We start from the raw sequence: 17,932 nt of genomic DNA, 5'->3' as shown, positions 1-17,932 counted from the left end.
TGAGGCAGTGTTCGTGATTAAATAAATCGTTTTTGAGGCATAAAAATAATAACCGGAGCGATAAACATGAGTTGTCCCCACAGTAACTATCGGGCGATGGAAGAGGATATTCACACCGACTTTAAAGATGATATGTCCTATGGCGATTATCTACAGTTAAATCAAGTGTTGTCGGCGCAGCAGCCATTATCAGATCAACATGATGAGATGTTGTTTATTGTTATCCATCAATCCAGTGAATTGTGGCTAAAGCTAGCAGGGCATGAACTCAGTGTGGCGATTACCAATATCCAGCAGGGCGATTTTGGTCATGCTTTTAAAGTGATTTCTCGGGTCAAACAGATTTTTAACCAGTTAACTCAGTCGTGGAATATTCTTTCAACACTTACCCCTGTGGATTACCTTAAATTTCGAGATTCTTTAGGCCACTCATCGGGATTTCAGTCTTATGGTTATCGTAAGTTGGAGTTTTTATTGGGTAACAAGAACGCCTCTTTACTAAAAGTGCATGAAAGCGATCCTGTGGTGCATCAAGAGTTAACGCAAATTCTCGAAGCGCCTAGTTTGTATGATGTCACTTTAAAAGTATTGCATGAGCGTGGTTTATATATTGAAGCATTGCAGTTAAATCGTGATTTTAGCCAGCCCTATGAGCGTAATGATTCAGTGTTAAATGCATGGCTAAACGTCTACCAAAATGCCGACGAGCACTTTCAACTGTATGAACTCGCCGAAAAGTTAATTGATATCGAAGACAGTTTTCAGCAGTGGCGCTTTAAGCATATGTATACCGTGCAGCGCATAATTGGCAATAAAATGGGTACGGGCGGCTCATCTGGGGTGGGCTTCTTGAAAAAAGCCCTGGATATTAGCTTTTTCCCTGAGCTGTTTGAGTTACGCACCCATCTGTAAATTTGATTACGGGTTTACTACTATATTTACAACCCTGCTAGCACAAGTACGAGCGCGGGCAGCAATATCAGTAGCGACATCAGTAATAGTATCAGTTACAAATAACACAAGATTACCAATAAAAATAATCGGTTTTGGAGAGCAAGCATGGATCAGGATTTTGCGCTAACACTACAAACTCACTATCAAAGCTTTAAGGTGAGCGAGCGTATTTTATTGTCGGGCCACTCTCATCAAGCCTGGCCTGATGTAGCAAAGCTGGGCTTAGTAAAGTGCTTTGATGATGCCGCAAAACACATAGATGAAAAATGGTCACTAGCCTTTGAAAAAGCTGACCGGGTGCGTGACTTTTACCGTGGTTTATTGGGTGAGCCCCAAGCGCAAATTGCCTTAGGCGCTTCAACCCATGAACTGATCTTACGCTTTTTGTCCGACTTGCATTGCTTTAAACAGCCCCTTAAACGCCCGATTAAGATTGTCACTACAGATGGTGAATTTCACTCCTTGAGGCGCCAGCTGAGCCGTTTAAAAGACATCAATGTTGATATTGAAGTGGTTGAGGTGCAGCCAAGTGACACTTTAGCTGAGCGCATCATCAACAAGCTTGATAGCGATACCGATGCCGTAATGTTATCAGCAGTATTTTTTGGCACCAGTGAGATATTTAACGAGGTTGGCTTGGTGGCAAAAGCGGCACAAGATTTAAACATCCCTTGTTTGGTTGATGCCTATCATGCCCTTAATGTGCTGCCATTTAATCTCGATGCATGGCAGCTCACCTCGGCATTTATCGTTGCTGGTGGCTACAAATATTGTCAGGCAGGTGAGGGCAATTGCATGCTGCGCATTCCTGCAGAGTATCAGGGCAGCCCGATTATCACTGGCTGGTATGCGGAATTTGAGGTACTTGATCACGTACCGGGGAAAGTGGGTTATGGCCCGGGTCAAAGCGCTTTTGCAGGCTCGACTTATGATCCCGCCAGCCATTACCGCGCCGCTGAAGTGTTTGATTTTTTTGAGCAACATAAGCTTACTGACATCAAGCTGAGGGCGATAAGTCAGCAACAAATTAGCGTTTTATGGCAAGGGATTGAAACTATGGGCTTAAGCCGTGACGTTTTAGCTTTGCCGTCACATAACATCATTGATAATGCTGGATTTTTGTCTTTAACCACCGCCAAAGCCAATCAGTGGGTTGTGGCGCTGGGGAAACAAGGCGTTTTATGTGACAGTCGCGGCAATCAGTTACGCTTTGGCCCCGCACCATACTTATCAAATGCGCAGTTATCTAATGCGCTGAATGCGATTGAGGACTTGGCTAAAAGCTTGAGCTAGTTTTTTACTAAACTTTTTTACTAAATTTCTGTTACTAAAGTTTTTTTGCTTAGCTTTTGCAGCGCTTGTCTGCTTAAAAGATTAACCAGCCATGCTACTTGGCTGGTTAATATTGAGGAGTTAATTTTGAGCGCTTCACTTTATTTACTGGGGAGTTAATGTTTACAGAGGCGTTATCGTTTGTTGAGGGATAAATTGTGACGAATAGCTTGTCGTATCTGGGTGTGAAGCTCGAAGACGCGGCTGAGATCATTTAGATTTAAGGATATGTTTTCTAACATGACCAAATCTACATTATATTCTGGGTAGTGGAGTGACATAGACATGTAGCCAGATAAGTAGCCAGTATGGCTGTACTCTAAAATGCCATCTTCTTTATTGATCCTAAGCCCGTAGCCATAACTCATGTCCGGCCATAAAAATTTAATCTTGCTATGAGACTGTGTCATAAGCCCATAACTTTTTGGGCTGATAAACTTACCAGAATGTAATTTATGCTGAAATGAGGCAAAAGCTTTTGTGGATGCAATTAACCCTCCTGCAGGGAGAAGTGCTTCGTCAATCACTAAATCTGTAGCTGTAAGAACATCTGATTCATTTAGGCCGACAGCCAGTGAAGTCACTTTTCGTCGAATACTATCAATACTGCCCACTTCTGCATAAAGCTCGTCTAGCTTATTATTTTGTGAAAACTGCACAATCTGTTGAGCAAATGATTGTTGGTTTACCTGTTCGAGTAGTTGCCCTAAAAGAGAATAACCAAAGTTAGAGTATTGAAATTGACTGCCAGGTTCAAATTTATTGGGCTGGCCTAACTTGTCAACTCCAGAGGTGTGACTAAGGAGGTGATGTATGGTAATTGTTTCGTTATATCGTTTAGGATCAAAATGAGTTTTTTCGATTGAGCTCGACTCAATACTGTTGTGCTGTTTGGGTTGATTAGGGGCAGCCTCATCAAAAAGATAACTATTCAGTGAACCCTTTAAGTCTAGCTGACCAGCATCGACAGCTTGCAGAATCAAAGTGGCGGTAATTTGTTTAGAAAGAGATGCTATAACAAAGCTAGAACCTTGGGTAATTTCTTTGCCTTTTTGTAACTTGAGCAGTGGCTTACCATTTTCTAGTAAAATGACGCTGCCACTAAATGGCTGAGGTGAATCATCTATGGTGTCCTTGATTAACCTTGCTATTGATGTAGTTGTAATGCTGACTTTTTTAGGCGCTGTATTACCTAATAACGAGGAGGCATAGCCATAGCTTTGACTAGTTAGTAATAATAAAAAACAGATTAATTTGGTGGTGTTTACACAAACGGTCATTAGTTGTCCTTAACATTATTGGGCAGCATATTTTTTGGGGGTAACTATCTTGTTATCTCAACATTCAAATAAAAAAATCAGTTGCTTAACCTTAATTGCGAAGGCTGATTTTATTTTTCACTTTTTGCCTTAATTTTATATGCTCATCATTATGTAAAAATGATCGATGATAAAGCATCGAGATGGGCGCTTTATTCATTTTCATTGGGCAAGCAAGTAGCTTTACGCCTAGCTTTGTTGCAATCGCGGCAAGTCGTTTCGGGGTGATGGATATGGCATCAGTATGGGCGACATAGGCAAGCTGTGAGACTAGCGAAGTGGCCTCATGGGCAATATCTCTGGGTTTTGGCGCGTCACTTAATAGCATAAATAAGTTCGACTTTTCGCGCCTGACATTGATGGATACATGGCGCTCATTATAAAACTCTTGTTCAGTGATTGAGTCTACAATCCGAGGATGATCTTGTCTTACGGCAACCATCACTTCTTCTTCAGATACCTTTTCACTCACCACGCTTGGGTCGTTAATGGTGACAAAGTCTAATACCAAGTCGACCTTTCGATTTCTGATATCAGTAAAAATCTGCTCTTGATTTAATGGTGGGGTAAATACGTCAATGTCGAGGTTGGCTAAGTCATAAACCAATAAATCAGGGGCATAAATTTTATGGCCTACTTTAAATAAGGCTTCATAAACTAAATCTGATGCTGGCGCGAGTTTAGTCATCATGTAATTGGCATGGGCAGTAGGCTCAATAGAGCGGCCTTTGCGGATAAATAACGTATTAGCGATATCGGCTTCAAGTTGTTTTATACGCATACTCACCGCCGCCTGACTGATATTAAAATGCTCGGCAGCTTTAGTGTATGACTGTAATTCATACACTTTCATGAAGGTGTTTAGCAGATTCAAATCCATATTACGGCCTCTTTATTATAAGTCAGGCTTATGTTTAACATCACTTGTAGCTTATTCATCGTTGTCACGGCTTATATATAATACACCTATTGATGATATTTAGTCCCCTTAAACTGATATCTGGCTTTACTTTAAACCGAGGTGTTTATGAAAAAATCAATTATTACTACTGTAATTTTGTCTGTATGTTCTTCAGCTGTCGTGGCGCACGATCATGACCATAGCGCAGGCACTGATGAGCATGCGCTTACTACCACATTCGAATACCAAGGAAAGCCAGCCACCAAAGCGACGATTGCAGCCAATAAAGCTTTTGCCAAAACCTTAGACTTTAACAATACCAAGGGTTTTGAAGAAACCCGTAAAGGCTTAATCGCCGAATTTGATGAAACGACCGCAGCCATCATTTGGAATGACTATCGATTTTTAGAAGGTAAAACCCCTGATACGGTGAATCCATCATTATGGCGTCAAGGACAAGTGAACCATGAAGCGGCAGGCTTGTATCAAGTCTCAGATAAAATCTTTCAGGTACGCGGCACCGACCTTGCCAATATGAGCCTTGTTAGAGGTGAAACAGGCTGGATTATTTTAGATCCGTTAACGACCCCAGAGGCTGCTGAAGCATCGCTTCGTTTTGCGTTAAACAACTTACCAGAAGACGGCGATTTACCTGTGGTAGCGATGATCTATTCCCACTCCCATGGCGATCATTTTGGCGGCGCGCGTGGTATTCAAAAAATGTTCCCTGATGTAGTGGCTTATGGCTCTAAAAACATCACCAAAGAAATAGTTGATGAAAACGTGCTAGCGGGTAATGCCATGTCACGCCGCGTGTCTTATCAATATGGCACCGTATTGCCAATTGGTGAAACCGGTATTGTTGATGCAGCGCTATCAAATGCGGTCACTAAAGGCGAGCTAAGCTACGTCAAACCAATTGAAACTAATCATAAAGCTGATATTGAGTCTTGGACTATTGATGGACTTGAATTTATTTTCATGAATGCGTCTGGTACAGAGGCGACCTCAGAAGCTGTGGCCTATATTCCAAGTATGAACGCCATTTGGGCAGCAGAGCTGACCTATAAAGGCATGCATAACATTTACACCTTACGCGGTGCGAAAACCAGAGATGCGCTACTGTGGTCAAAGAAAATTAATGAGGTGATCACTGAGTTTGGTGCTGAAGCGGATGTGTTATTTGCTGCGCACTCAGCGCCGATTTGGGGCAATGAAGATTTAAATGATTTTCTTAAACTGCAACGAGACAACTATGGCTTTGTTCATAATCAGTCGCTGCGTTTAGCCAATAACGGCGTAGTGATGCAAGACATTGGCTGGGAGATCCAAAACCTGATCCCAGAAACCATTCAAAGTGCATGGCATACCAATGGGTACCACGGTACCTACAGCCATAATGCCAGAGCAGTATATAACTTATATCTTGGCTATTTTGATATGAATCCGGCAAACCTTAACCCACTGCCAACCCAAGCTCAAGCGGCTAAGTTTGTTGAGTACATGGGAGGCTGTAAAGCGGTGTTAACCAAAGCGCAGGGCGACTTTGATAAAGGCGAATATAATTTTGTTGCCACGGCAATGAATAAAGTCGTAACCGCTTGCCCTGAGCTACAACAAGGCCGCGACTTACTGGCTGATACCTACGAGCAACTGGGCTATCAAAGTGAAGGCGCGGGCTGGCGCAACGTGTATTTAAGTGGTGCTTATGAACTGCGCCATGGCATTCAAGAAACAGTGTTAAAAGGCAATTCTGCTGATGTGATCAGTGAAATGGACATGGGGATGATTTTAGATTATCTGGCAGTGCAAGTTGATGCCAGTGTTGCCCAACACAATAGCTTTACCATGAATATCGTACTGCCTGATATTAACGAAACTTACTATGTTGAAATGAGTAACGGTAACCTCAACAACATCAAAGTGACTAAAAAGAGCGCTGCAGATGCAACCTTTACCATCAACAAAGAAGATGTCGATAAGTTTAGTTTACAGCAGGTGAGCATCGCGGAATTACTGAAAACCAAGCAAGCCAGTTTACAAGGCGATCAGACAGTAATTCAAAAACTCGCTAAGTCGCTAACCCAAGCAAACCCATCGTTTAAAATTGTGCCATAGTTAACAGGCTCTTAGGGTAAATATTGCAGTAAGAGGCAGCATTTGATTTATGTTGCCTCATTTTTTATCTTTTGTAGCGAGCTCAGTAACTGTTGTTTCTTTATCTAGGTATCATAACGTCACAGCAATGTGGCGTTTTGTGGCTGATAGCCAGTTGACTGTTATTACCGTTAACTTAGTAAAATCCTTAATATGAGGATTTTATTAATTACAGGGCTTATATCGAGTTATGATTTACCATAGATTAAACCGCCTGAGCCAATTTTCGCAAATCAACTATGAATAAAAACATTACCATTGCACTGCCTTCGCTTATTCATCGCATCGGTGGCAGCGCAGCCAAGCAAGCTAAAGATATGGCAAAGCAATATGGCTGCGAGCTTAAGCGAGTGCGCCGTTCACGCAACTGGCAGCTGGTGGGTGATGCCATCAATATTCAGTCCTTTGCTGCGCAGTTACATGGGCAAGCTAATACTGAGTTTGCCCACCTGATAAAAAAGATCAATATCGCACTGCTTTCCCATAGTGACAAACTAGAACCGTTAACGGCTAAATTAGCGCGTTTGATCACTGATAGTCCCAGCATTACTCTGGCTGAATTGATACAACTTACCGGCTGCACAGAAGCCGAGGCTAGAGTGGCTCGCTTTGATACTAACTTGTGTTAAGTTGTTGTTTAAAATGTAGTTAACATTTAATCGTTAACTGGTAAGTTATTTCATTTGTTGGTGTTTTAGGTGCTCTTTAACCAGTTCAATCATGGCCATTGCGGCAAAAGATAATGGCTTGCCTTTACTCCAAAATAAATTCATCTTCCAGCTTAAATTGGTATCAATAAGTTCACGCTGCACCACGCCTTCCAGTTGATAACGCTCGGCAATAAACTTAGGTAATAACATTATCCCAGTGCCTGCAGCAACCAGCGCTATGCCAAACTCAGGTTGATTCACTAAGGTTGGGCTTTCTATGCTGATACCAGCCTGTTGATAAGCATTAATGACCATCTCATGCAGTGAAAACTCTGCTTCAAATAAGATATGCTCGCAGTTACCCAGTGCCTTGATGGATATTTGCGGCTGCTTTGCCAGCGGGTGCTGACTTGGCAGCACCACGACCATAGGCTCGGTATGAATTGCTATTCCTTCAAACTCTTGATTAAGCTCGATAATACCTGTTGCTAGCTCTATTTCGCCATTTTTTAATGCTAAGGTTTGTTGCACTCCACCGCGAACTAACAGCTGATTATTAATGTGTGGATAACGTTGCTGGTATTTGGCAATAATTGGCGCAAATAGCTCGGCGCTGCCCAGTGGCGCTAAGCCTAATTTTAACTGCCCTTTATGGAGCCCTTTCAGTAAGGCTATTTCATCAAACAGCGCTTGTTTGGTGCTGAGTAACTGCTGCGCATAGTCATACACCAGCTGGCCGTAGCTGGTAAGGGTTACGGCTGTGCCGCGTTTACCACGGGTGAGTAGCGTAAGCTCAAGTTCAGCTTCCAATTGGGTGATGGATTTTGACAGCGCAGGTTGGCTAATATGGATTTTTTCTGCAGCGCGATTAAAGCCACCACAGTTTACGATGTCGACAAAATATTGCAGCGTTTTAAGATCCATAATTACATAGCTTTTAGTTATTTAATTGGTAAATAATATTCATTATTTTTATTTTTATTGCAAGGATAAAATAGCCACCTCGAAACGAATTTAATCTGATGTGTTATGACTTCCTCCCTGATGTTTGTAAAACGAACTTCCTATTTGCTGTTACAAGTGGCTTTTTTGTGTGGGTTAGCTTTTAGCGCTCAATACTTGGTTGAGCTGCTAGCGTTACCCATACCAAGTAGTGTGATTGGCCTGATTTGCTTGTACATTCTATTGGCATTTAAGTGGTTACCTGAGCGGTTTGTCGCGGTGGGTGCAATGTGGTTAATTGGTGAATTATTGCTGTTTTTTATTCCTCCGGTTATCGCCTCAATCCATTATGCTCCGATGTTTGAAGAGTTTGGGGGTAGTTTGATGTTCACCTTAGTGCTGGGCAGTATTTCAGTGTTAGTGATCACCGGTTTTGTTATCGATAGGGTATTTAGATTCGAGCGCCGTAGAAACCGCGCAAGTCGCAAAAGAGCAACAAAAATGTTAGCAGATGCAGCGCTGGCAACGTCAGATACGGTGGGAGTTTAATATGCAGTTTCTTAGCTCATTGACCTTAATGACATCGCCATGGATGACATCACAAACCGCTGCGCTAATCTGTCTGCTAGCAACCTTAGTGGCTTATTTTACAAGTAAGTTTTTATACCGTCATTACCATTACTGGTGGTTGTCACCGATTATTTCAACACCGGCAAGTTTAATGGTATTGGTAGTGATTTTTTCAGTGCCGTTACCTACTTATTTTGTTTATAACCATTATCTTAGCGCTTTGCTTGCGCCAGCAACTATTGCCTTTGCGCTGCCCATATACCGTGAGCGTAAGTTAATTGGCCGTTATCCATTAACAATTAGCATTGGGGTGATTACTGGTTTGCTGGTGGGATTATTATCTTCATGGCTGATTGAGCAGTTTGTTTATTTACCGCCTGAGCTATCACACAGTTTACTGGTGCGTTCAGTATCAACCCCATTTGCTATTGAGGCAACTACCGCATTTGGCGGTGCACCTGATTTAACTGCAACCTTAGTATTAATTACTGGGGTGCTAGGCATGTTACTTTGCGGCCCTGTATTTAAATTAGCCAAAATTAAAAGCCCATTGGCAAAAGGTGCAGCTTTAGGCGGCGCTGCCCATGGTGTGGGCGCGGCCAAGGCGGCTGAAATTGGCCAAGAGGAAGGGGTTGTGGCCAGCCTAACCATGATTTTTACCGGTATTGCTATGGTGATTGGCGCGCCGTTATTTGCTTATGTTTTAGTGTAAATAAATCAACTGCTTTATGTTTGCTTTTTAAGCAAGCTTACCGCATATTAATTAGTCAAAATGGTTTTGATTGTTATTCTCATTTGTTTAGGTAAATGCTGCGATGAGTTAATAGTAATCAAGTCAATACACCAGCGCCGCTAATTTGATATGGGTAAAATATGAAAAATAATAATATTCCACAAGAAGCTTTTGATTGGTACGATGAATATGCCCATGGCGGTATGGACCGTCGTACTTTTATGAAAAAATTAACCGGTTTAGTGGCGCTGGGCTATTCCATGACAGTATTAACCAGTGCGCTATTACCTAATTATGCCTTAGCCGAGCAAGTGTCATTTAACGATAGTGACATTAAAGCCAGTTATCAGAACTTTGCGTCCCCCCAAGGCCATGGCGAAGGTCGAGGCTATTTAGTGTTACCCACCCAAGCTGTAGAAAACCCTGATAGTAAATTCCCTGTGGTATTGGTTATTCATGAAAATAGAGGTTTAAACCCTTACGTCAAAGATGTGGCCCGCAGGCTGGCTAAAGCAGGCTTTATTGCGTTTGCGCCTGATGCCTTGTTTCCGCTAGGTGGCTATCCTGGCAATGACGATGAAGGCAGATCCATGCAGCGCACCCTTGAGCGTGAAAAAATTCAATATGATTTTGTTGCCGCTGCTAAGTTTTTAAAATCACATCAGCAATCTAACGGTAAACTGGGGGCAGTAGGTTTTTGTTTTGGTGGCTATATGGTGAATTATTTAGCCGCGATAGAAAGCGATCTGATTGATGCCGGAGTTCCATTTTATGGTACGCCAGCGGCCAAAGCCTTACGGCCAAATATTAAGGCGCCACTGATGATCCAATTGGGTGAGCTTGATAAACGGGTTAATGCGTCATGGCCAGAATATGAAGCGGATTTAAAAGCGGCCAATGTCGATTACGTTATGCACATGTATCCCAATGCTAATCATGGTTTTCATAATGACTCTACCGGCCGTTATGATGAGAAAAATGCTGAACTTGCTTGGTCAAGAACCATGGCATTTTTTGAAGCAAGACTAGCCTGAGTTGAGCGCTAAGCTGTGTGTGGGCATGTGTTAACTTGCCCACCTGCTCAGTGCTATTTTTCCAGAGTTCAGAGTCAGGTGAACTCTTTGCTGGGTTATCTTATCGGTTTGCATATTTTATTGGCAGTATATCCAAGCTATTCACACTCAGCTTGAATACATACTTGCCACAAATTGGCGTTATTTGACACTTTTTTAGATTAAACTAGCCTGGCTGATGGCGAAGGTGTTGTTATCTTCTATACTTTTATTATTCAGTGTTTTGGCTGCAAAGATAAAAAGTAGTTTTAGCGGTTTAAGTCGATTTTAATATCAGGGAAGAAGAGCAATTTTTAGATTCTAATAGCTTTAGTTATATTCCCCTCCCTGCGATGGCAATGCCGTTTATTTCTTAATCTCAGTACCAATAAATTCATGGTTTAAGTACAGCATTTAGCACCCTTTATCGACTGTTAACGCTAAGGTTTACTGCATGTGGTTTGGTTTATTATCGCTCAGAAATTGTATCTATGCTTCGATGATGCGTCGTGCAGCAGTTGTGTGTGTGCTATTTGTCTTAGTGACTTTGTTAATCGTAAGCGTATCTAGCTCGTTCGCTGCTGCTTTATCTGCCCCCTTATCAGAGCCTAAATCTGAGCCTTTAGTTGAACGCTCTGTAAAAACCTCAGCACAGCTCAAAATAACCCAAATATCAGAATCGTTATCACTAGCGTCAACAAAAGCAGTGGATATCGTATATTTGCAGTTACGTTGGCATCATCAATTTCAATTCGCCGGCTATTATGCTGCGTTAGAAAAGGGTTTTTATCAAGAAGAAGGTCTTGAGGTTCGTTTGCTTGAAGGCGATCCGCAACGCTTACCGGTAGCCGAAGTGTTATCGGGTAATGCTTTATATGCAGTAGGTAACAGTGAGGTGCTATACCATCGCCTTTTAGGTGAACCACTTATTGCTTTGGCTGCTATCTTTCAGCATTCACCATCTATCTTGTTGACGTTAAAAGAGTCAGGAATACGCTCTGCCCATGACCTTATTGGCAGAAGAGTGATGCTGGCGAATAAGGGTAAAGATGCAGGCTTTTTGACCATGTTAGTTAATGAAGGCATTTCCTTGTCACAGCTTGAGATCGTCCCCAGCAGCTTTCAGCTTGATGATTTAATCACGGGCAAGGTGGATGCTTTTAACTCTTATATTACCAATGAACCCTATGTACTTGCTCAAGCTAATGTCCCCTATGACATTATTGATCCAGTAAGCTACCGAGTTGATTTTTACAGTGATATTTTTTTCACTACTGAAGCTGAGTTAAATAATTATCCAAAACGTGTTGCGGCAATGAGGCGAGCGACCCTCAAAGGTTGGCGCTATGCCATGGACAACCCTGAAGAAATAGTCGATATATTAATGGCTAAGTATCAGGTTAATAAAACCCGTGAGCATTTGCTCTATGAAGCTAATGCAATGCAAAACTTGATTCTGCCTAATTTGATCCAAATTGGGCATATGAACTCTGATCGCTGGCAACATATGGCAAATACCTTTGCTAAGGCCAGTGTGGTCAATGATATTCGTCACCTTGATGGCTTTATTTATAATGATAGCCCTACATCAACTCCTAACTGGCTCTACCCGGTATTATCCATAGCGCTTTTTTTGGTGGTTTTAGCCAGTAGTATCACTCTCTATATGCACTTGTTTAATCGACGTTTGGCAGAGGCTAAAACGACTTTACAGCAAAGTGAGGAGCGCTTTAGGGCTCTTAGCGAAGCAACCTATGGCGGTATTGTTATCCATGATCAGGGCCGTATCCTTGAGTGTAATAATGGTTTATCCACTATTACTGGTTTCAGTTACTCAGAGCTCATTGGTATGGATGGTTTGAAATTAATCGCGAAAGAGTATCTTGAAACGGTAAAAATAAGAATGCATCAAGATGATAGAAATAGTTTTGAAGCTGAAGGCCTTCGCAAGGACGGAACACGATATCCGCTAAGCATTAAGGGAAAAAATATTACTTATAAAGGCTGTAATGCACGAGTTATTGAAGTTATTGATATTAGTAATAATAAAAAAATTGAAGATCAACTCAAACTCGCAGCCAGTGTTTTTACTCATGCCCGTGAGGGCATCATGATCACCGACATTAATGGGGTTATTATTGATGTTAACGCCACTTTTAGCGCGATTACCGGTTATGAGCGAGAAGAAGTCATTGGCAGAAACCCACGTTTTTTAAACTCAGGTAGGCACAACAGCGAGTTCTTCAACAGGATGTGGGCATCGTTATTACAACATAAGCAGTGGTCAGGCGAGCTGTGGAATAAGCGTAAAAATGGCGACATATTTGCCGAGCTAATCACCATTAGTGCGGTTACAGATTCCGAGGGGCAAACCCAAAACTATGTCGCACTGTTTTCAGATATCACCTCAATGAAGCGCCATCAACAACAACTAGAACACATTGCCCATTATGATCCGCTAACAGGGTTAGCCAATCGGGTAATGCTGGCGGAACGACTGGATCATGCAATGAGTCAGAGCATCAGACGCGGAAAATTTTTAGCCGTGGCTTACCTTGATTTAGATGGATTCAAAGCCGTTAATGACACCTATGGCCATAATGTCGGTGACGAGTTGCTAATTACTTTGTCGCAGTTAATGAGCGAAACTCTGCGAGATGGAGACATTCTGGCCCGTATTGGTGGTGATGAATTTATTGCTTTACTGGTGGATTTAGAAAGCATGCACGATTGTGAGTTGGTTCTAGAGCGGATGCTAGAGGTAGCAAGTTGTCCGATTAAAGCTGCTGGAGCCATTTTGCAGGTGTCTGCCAGTATTGGCGTTACCTTGTACCCTCAAGATGGTGTGAGTGCAGATCAACTGATACGCCATGCCGACCAGGCCATGTATATAGCTAAACAAAGTGGCAAAAACCGCTATCACCTGTTTGATGTCAATAAAGACAAATCCTTACAAAGCACCCTTGAGGTGATTGATGATATTCAGCGGGGGATTGAGCAAGATGAGTTTGTTTTATATTACCAGCCGAAAGTGAATATGAAATTAGGCACTGTGATCGGTTGTGAGGCGTTGATCCGTTGGCAGCACCCAGAGAAAGGCTTGCTATTACCTGGGGAGTTTCTTCCTTTTATTGATAATCATTCCATCAGTGTCACTTTGGGAGATTGGGTTATTGATACCGCGCTTTCACAGATGTATTCATGGACCCTTGCTGGCTTTGATATTGCTGTCAGCGTTAATATTGACGCCTTACAATTACAACAAAAAGATTTTACTGCCAAACTCTCAGCAGCATTAGCGCAGCGACCGTTGATTAAACCGAGTTCATTGGAGCTTGAGATACTAGAAACCAGCGCGCTGGGGGATATGGGGCAAGTGCTGGCGACAATGGAGCAATGCATTAATATTGGCGTCAGCTTTGCGCTTGATGACTTTGGCACAGGGTTTTCATCACTCACTTACCTTAAACGTTTACCTGCCAACCTACTGAAGATTGATCGGAGTTTTGTCAAAGGCATGCTGATTGATATTGATGACCGCGCCATTGTGATGGGGGTGATTAGTTTATCGCGGGCTTTTCATCGCCAAGTTATTGCTGAAGGTGTTGAAACCATCGAACATGGAACCCAGCTATTGTCTATGGGCTGCATGCTAGCGCAAGGTTATGGTATTGCACGGCCAATGCCTGCTGAGCAATTACCAATGTGGGCAGAGAGTTGGAAGCCTGATAGCGCTTGGCAGTAATCAAGAAAATACAGAATAGGAATGAGAAGGTTAAGTAAGCGAACGGTAAAGGTCAGTGGGGCACTCGAACCCCACTGTTATTTGTCTTTTGTTTACCTAGCCAATGGTTACCTAGCCAATGGTTACCTAGCTAATATTTACCTAGCCAACTAGGCCTGCATTGTCACAGCGCCGAGATAAAGCATATAGCCACTAAAGCTCACTAAACACAGCGCCCCCGCAGTGCGGCCAAAGGTATAACTTTTTTCAGTAGCAGGGATGTTTCTTTGTTTAAAATAAGTAACCATAAATGCCACAGCGACGATAGCGGTGAGTAACAGCATCATAGGGTAATCACGGGCGACCAATAATTCTGGTAATGGCTGCTTGTCACCTAACAGCGCAGGGAAGGCAATCACCCCAAGTATATTGAAAATATTTGAACCAATCACAGTTGCAAATACCATGTCATGCATACCGCGGCGCACTCCAGCAATGGCTGCTGCTAACTCTGGTAAACTGGTACCAAAGGCAATAACGGTTAGCCCAATGATTAACTCACTGATCCCGGCAGCTTTAGCCAGTTCTACAGCGCCCCAAACCATCAGTTGTGAGGCGGCTAACAGCACACTTAGCATTAATAGCGTTTCCACAGCAGAGCGGCTTTTAGATATTTCTAAAAACTCAACTTCTTCTGCGTCAGCTTCGCCTTTACCCACTAAAAAGGCTAGGTAACCACAATATGCCGCTAACGCTACTAGTAGTAATAAGCCATCTTGGAAGTCTAAATTGCCGTCTGACATTAACAGGGCGCAAAATAAGATTGCCGCGATTAAGATAGGTAAATCCCGACGAATGAAATGGACTTTAATGGATAACGGCACGAGTAAAGCACAAATGCCAAGCACTAATCCTATATTAACGATATTAGAGCCAATACCATTACCAATAGCGAGTTCGCCAGCACCATTTAGGGCTGCGATAGAGGACACGAGAAGTTCTGGAGCTGAGGTGCCAAAAGCCACCACAGTCATACCGATAAAGGACATAGAGACTTTGCAATGCTTAGCCAGAGTCGCAGAACTTGCGATCAACCGGTCGGCACTGACAGATAAAGCGATAAGACCTGCAACGAGTGCAAGTAAAGGTAAAAATAATGACAACATAATATAACGCACTGCAAGGGCTGGTTGTGTTAAGACACGAAAAACCCACGCCCAGCCCTAGCTATATGCGTGTGGTCATTCGAGTCTCGCCAGACGCTTAATGCTAAGCGTTGATTGCACCATGGTCTTCGACCAATTATGTTGACACAACCTCCTGTCGTGGTGACAGAACGGCTACTCCCTCAAATTTGGGCGCATTTTAATCTATTATTCGATTCGTTTCAATAGCAAATTTGTGGCTATTCGCGTCAAAGCTACTGCCAAGTATTTAGCACTGATATCGCTCGGCTTACAAGCCTTAGTGCTAGGAAAGACTTGTCATGCTAAAAACCGGCTAAGATAAAGGCAACTAACTAAAAGGCCGCTTATTCTTCATTGTCATTAAGGTTATTAAAGAGCGCATCAGCAATGCGTGTAAATGTGGCCAAGTCTTCAACTGGCAGGTTTCGCAGCATTTTTTGATTCACATCGTTTTGGGTTTTTGCAATCAGTACAGCGAGTTTTTTACCGTCTGCAGTCAGTGATAATATCTGACTTCTTTTATCTTCTGGGTTTGCCGTTTTCGTTAGCCATTGGTTATCCATCATTTCTTTTATTAACCGAGCAATTTGTGCTTTATCTCTGGCTAAAAGGTTAACGATATCGTTTGCGGTGCAAGTGTGACTGTTGTTAATCAAGCTAAGGCATTTAACATGCATGGCATTTAAGCCAATTTCATTAGCCTTAAGAGAAGATCGCATGGCTAAACGGTATGAATGTGCGATGTTAAAAATCGCATCAGAAATGGATAAGTGACTCATTTTTGGTTGGTCCTGATAATTAGTTGACTTAGTCAACAATACTAACTATAGTTGACCTTATCAACTTACTAGCTTTTTTTCAAGTCGAAGAGGATGTCTCTATGAAGCCTAGAAAGCCCAATTTGCGCTCTGTACAGGTTGCAGAGATTATTGAGCTGTCGTCTCATTTACGTCGAATTATCTTTAGCGGAACCAGTTTACAAGGTTTTCCGCAGGGGCTTGAAGGCGCGCACGTTAAAGTGTTTTTGCCATCGACGGGCGATGAAGCGCAAAAAATGCGTTCGTACACGATTCGTTTTTTTAACCCACACACTAACCAGCTAGGGTTAGATTTTGTGATTAACCGTCACCAAGGTCCTGCCACCAGTTGGGCAAAAAAGGCAAAAGTGGGCGACCGTATTAGTATAGCGGGCCCAGGTTTGATGAAATTAACTGACTTTAATCACCATAGTTACTTGCTGGTGGGGGATATCACCTCTGTAAATGCCATAAATGGTTACGTGCCTAGATTTAATCCTGATGCCCAATTAAAGGCCATTATTAGCGTGCCTACCCGTGCTGATATCATTGAGATGGATTATGACGATTCAAAAAATACTCATTGGTTTATTGAAGATGAGTCAACAATAACCCTTGAGCAACAAGTACAACTAATCGCTAAAGACTTACCCAAGGATAGTCATGTCTTTATGGGGCTAGAAGCTGGTCAAATACGCGCTTTGAAGCCCGTATTACAACAAGAGCTTGGTTTTGAAAGGCTTAACATCTTTGCTGTTGGCTATTGGAAGCAAGGGATTGATGCTGATCGTTTCGGGGCGTTGAAAAAAGTTAATCCACTGTAAATATCCATGATAACCGTCATAGCCAAGTGACAAGCTATATTATTATCAATCACAGCTAAACCATAGCAGCCAGAGCTATAATTACTGCTAAGCATAAGTATATTAGCGATTAATTGTGCTATATACCTGTTAGTCAGTGGTCAGATATCTGGCTGTTTTGATATTTAAATAAAATAATACCTTTACAATTTTTTAAACTAATGTAAGATTCACCTCGCTCTGACATTCAGAGTTATTAATGAAACATCAAGTAAAAGTAAAGCCTCAGAATTCTACGTTATCGTTGTTCCTCTGTGTTTCCCTTAGCTTCATCGTCACATTAAATAATTCAGCTCTCAGCGCATCGCATTTTCGCGATAAATTTTTTAATTCTTAATTATATAAGGGACACATTATGTCTAACACTACTGGTATCGTAAAATGGTTTAACGAAGACAAAGGTTTCGGCTTCATCACTCAAGACAATGGCGGCGCAGATGTATTCGTACATTTCCGTGCTATCGCTTCTGAAGGTTTCAAAACTTTAGCTGAAGGCCAAAAAGTTTCTTTCGATTTAGAGCAAGGTCAAAAAGGCCCACAAGCAGCTAACGTAGTTGCTATCTAATTTGAAAGTCGACGTCACTGGCTAGCCAGTACGTTACTTCAAATAATTACGCTTTTAGGTTTACCTATTTATCGTAATTATTAAAAGAGCGAACCTTTGGGTTCGCTTTTTTGTGTCTGAAATTCAATGCTTGTTTCATCTTTCATCTTTCATCTTTCATCTTTCATCTTCCATCCAGCATCCAGC

At 42.2% G+C, this 17,932-nt stretch carries 15 protein-coding genes; 10 read left to right on the top strand and 5 right to left on the bottom strand.

Features of this window, described 5'->3' with window-relative positions; genetic code table 11:
- Positions 1-66: 66 nt before the first annotated feature.
- Positions 67-912 (top strand): tryptophan 2,3-dioxygenase, encoded by an 846-nt coding sequence (kynA, locus tag Q4591_RS01865; protein WP_303459055.1) that lies wholly within the window; start codon positions 67-69, stop codon positions 910-912.
- Between the two features lie 147 nt (positions 913-1,059).
- Positions 1,060-2,247: a kynureninase gene (locus Q4591_RS01860; RefSeq protein ID WP_303459053.1), complete on the top strand. Its 1,188-nt coding sequence runs from the start codon at positions 1,060-1,062 to the stop codon at positions 2,245-2,247.
- Between the two features lie 173 nt (positions 2,248-2,420).
- On the opposite strand, the gene Q4591_RS01855 is transcribed toward Q4591_RS01860, so the two are convergent.
- The gene (locus tag Q4591_RS01855; protein WP_102520890.1) at positions 2,421-3,566 is read right to left on the bottom strand and encodes a serine hydrolase; all 1,146 of its coding nucleotides are present in this window, start codon (positions 3,564-3,566) and stop codon (positions 2,421-2,423) included.
- A gap of 91 nt (positions 3,567-3,657) precedes the next feature.
- A complete protein-coding gene (locus Q4591_RS01850) occupies positions 3,658-4,485 on the bottom strand; it encodes a LysR family transcriptional regulator (RefSeq protein WP_303459048.1) in 828 nt (275 codons plus the stop codon).
- Between the two features lie 147 nt (positions 4,486-4,632).
- Between Q4591_RS01850 and Q4591_RS01845 the strand changes: the two genes are divergently transcribed.
- Positions 4,633-6,624 (top strand): alkyl/aryl-sulfatase, encoded by a 1,992-nt coding sequence (locus Q4591_RS01845; protein WP_303459046.1) that lies wholly within the window; start codon positions 4,633-4,635, stop codon positions 6,622-6,624.
- Positions 6,625-6,902: 278 nt separating this feature from the next.
- Complete coding sequence (locus tag Q4591_RS01840; RefSeq protein WP_303459044.1) at positions 6,903-7,292, top strand: ribosome recycling factor family protein; 390 nt, start codon at positions 6,903-6,905, stop codon at positions 7,290-7,292.
- Positions 7,293-7,337: 45 nt separating this feature from the next.
- Here the strand turns inward: Q4591_RS01840 and Q4591_RS01835 are convergent, their stop codons facing one another.
- Positions 7,338-8,237 carry a LysR substrate-binding domain-containing protein gene (locus tag Q4591_RS01835; protein ID WP_303459042.1) on the bottom strand — a complete coding sequence of 300 codons (900 nt, stop codon included), beginning with the start codon at positions 8,235-8,237 and terminating at the stop codon, positions 7,338-7,340.
- A gap of 120 nt (positions 8,238-8,357) precedes the next feature.
- On the opposite strand from Q4591_RS01835, the gene Q4591_RS01830 reads away from it, so the two are divergent.
- The 4 genes from Q4591_RS01830 to Q4591_RS01815 all read left to right on the top strand — a co-directional run bounded on the left by Q4591_RS01830 (position 8,358) and on the right by Q4591_RS01815 (position 14,355).
- Positions 8,358-8,804 carry a CidA/LrgA family protein gene (locus tag Q4591_RS01830; protein ID WP_303459040.1) on the top strand — a complete coding sequence of 149 codons (447 nt, stop codon included), beginning with the start codon at positions 8,358-8,360 and terminating at the stop codon, positions 8,802-8,804.
- 1 nt (position 8,805) lies between these two features.
- Positions 8,806-9,537 (top strand): LrgB family protein, encoded by a 732-nt coding sequence (locus Q4591_RS01825; RefSeq protein ID WP_241904037.1) that lies wholly within the window; start codon positions 8,806-8,808, stop codon positions 9,535-9,537.
- Between the two features lie 161 nt (positions 9,538-9,698).
- The gene (locus Q4591_RS01820; RefSeq protein WP_303459038.1) at positions 9,699-10,592 is read left to right on the top strand and encodes a dienelactone hydrolase family protein; all 894 of its coding nucleotides are present in this window, start codon (positions 9,699-9,701) and stop codon (positions 10,590-10,592) included.
- A 472-nt stretch (positions 10,593-11,064) separates the two neighbouring features.
- A complete protein-coding gene (locus Q4591_RS01815) occupies positions 11,065-14,355 on the top strand; it encodes an EAL domain-containing protein (protein ID WP_102439131.1) in 3,291 nt (1,096 codons plus the stop codon).
- Positions 14,356-14,504: 149 nt separating this feature from the next.
- Here Q4591_RS01815 and Q4591_RS01810 read toward each other — a convergent pair whose 3' ends face one another.
- The gene (locus Q4591_RS01810) at positions 14,505-15,500 is read right to left on the bottom strand and encodes a calcium/sodium antiporter (RefSeq protein WP_241901121.1); all 996 of its coding nucleotides are present in this window, start codon (positions 15,498-15,500) and stop codon (positions 14,505-14,507) included.
- A 365-nt stretch (positions 15,501-15,865) separates the two neighbouring features.
- Positions 15,866-16,300, bottom strand: coding sequence for a MarR family winged helix-turn-helix transcriptional regulator (locus Q4591_RS01805; RefSeq protein WP_102439129.1), 435 nt, complete (start codon positions 16,298-16,300; stop codon positions 15,866-15,868).
- Positions 16,301-16,401: 101 nt separating this feature from the next.
- Between Q4591_RS01805 and Q4591_RS01800 the strand changes: the two genes are divergently transcribed.
- The gene (locus Q4591_RS01800; RefSeq protein ID WP_102520781.1) at positions 16,402-17,142 is read left to right on the top strand and encodes a siderophore-interacting protein; all 741 of its coding nucleotides are present in this window, start codon (positions 16,402-16,404) and stop codon (positions 17,140-17,142) included.
- 394 nt (positions 17,143-17,536) lie between these two features.
- A complete protein-coding gene (locus Q4591_RS01795; RefSeq protein ID WP_076539522.1) occupies positions 17,537-17,746 on the top strand; it encodes a cold-shock protein in 210 nt (69 codons plus the stop codon).
- The last annotated feature ends 186 nt before the right edge of the window (positions 17,747-17,932 follow it).

The organism is Shewanella sp. 3_MG-2023, from assembly GCF_030548765.1.
Taxonomy (GTDB): domain Bacteria; phylum Pseudomonadota; class Gammaproteobacteria; order Enterobacterales; family Shewanellaceae; genus Shewanella.
Note: the sequence above shows the minus strand (reverse complement) of the source record. Positions and strands in the feature narration are given on the sequence as shown.

Excerpts from the sequence above, each read along its gene's own strand:
- kynA (WP_303459055.1), top strand. The coding sequence starts at position 67 with ATGAGTTGTCCCCACAGTAACTATCGGGCGATGGAAGAGGATATTCAC.
- Q4591_RS01860 (WP_303459053.1), top strand. The coding sequence starts at position 1,060 with ATGGATCAGGATTTTGCGCTAACACTACAAACTCACTATCAAAGCTTT.
- Q4591_RS01855 (WP_102520890.1), bottom strand. The coding sequence starts at position 3,566 with ATGACCGTTTGTGTAAACACCACCAAATTAATCTGTTTTTTATTATTA.
- Q4591_RS01850 (WP_303459048.1), bottom strand. The coding sequence starts at position 4,485 with ATGGATTTGAATCTGCTAAACACCTTCATGAAAGTGTATGAATTACAG.
- Q4591_RS01845 (WP_303459046.1), top strand. The coding sequence starts at position 4,633 with ATGAAAAAATCAATTATTACTACTGTAATTTTGTCTGTATGTTCTTCA.
- Q4591_RS01840 (WP_303459044.1), top strand. The coding sequence starts at position 6,903 with ATGAATAAAAACATTACCATTGCACTGCCTTCGCTTATTCATCGCATC.
- Q4591_RS01835 (WP_303459042.1), bottom strand. The coding sequence starts at position 8,237 with ATGGATCTTAAAACGCTGCAATATTTTGTCGACATCGTAAACTGTGGT.
- Q4591_RS01830 (WP_303459040.1), top strand. The coding sequence starts at position 8,358 with ATGTTTGTAAAACGAACTTCCTATTTGCTGTTACAAGTGGCTTTTTTG.
- Q4591_RS01825 (WP_241904037.1), top strand. The coding sequence starts at position 8,806 with ATGCAGTTTCTTAGCTCATTGACCTTAATGACATCGCCATGGATGACA.
- Q4591_RS01820 (WP_303459038.1), top strand. The coding sequence starts at position 9,699 with ATGAAAAATAATAATATTCCACAAGAAGCTTTTGATTGGTACGATGAA.
- Q4591_RS01815 (WP_102439131.1), top strand. The coding sequence starts at position 11,065 with ATGTGGTTTGGTTTATTATCGCTCAGAAATTGTATCTATGCTTCGATG.
- Q4591_RS01810 (WP_241901121.1), bottom strand. The coding sequence starts at position 15,500 with ATGTTGTCATTATTTTTACCTTTACTTGCACTCGTTGCAGGTCTTATC.
- Q4591_RS01805 (WP_102439129.1), bottom strand. The coding sequence starts at position 16,300 with ATGAGTCACTTATCCATTTCTGATGCGATTTTTAACATCGCACATTCA.
- Q4591_RS01800 (WP_102520781.1), top strand. The coding sequence starts at position 16,402 with ATGAAGCCTAGAAAGCCCAATTTGCGCTCTGTACAGGTTGCAGAGATT.
- Q4591_RS01795 (WP_076539522.1), top strand. The coding sequence starts at position 17,537 with ATGTCTAACACTACTGGTATCGTAAAATGGTTTAACGAAGACAAAGGT.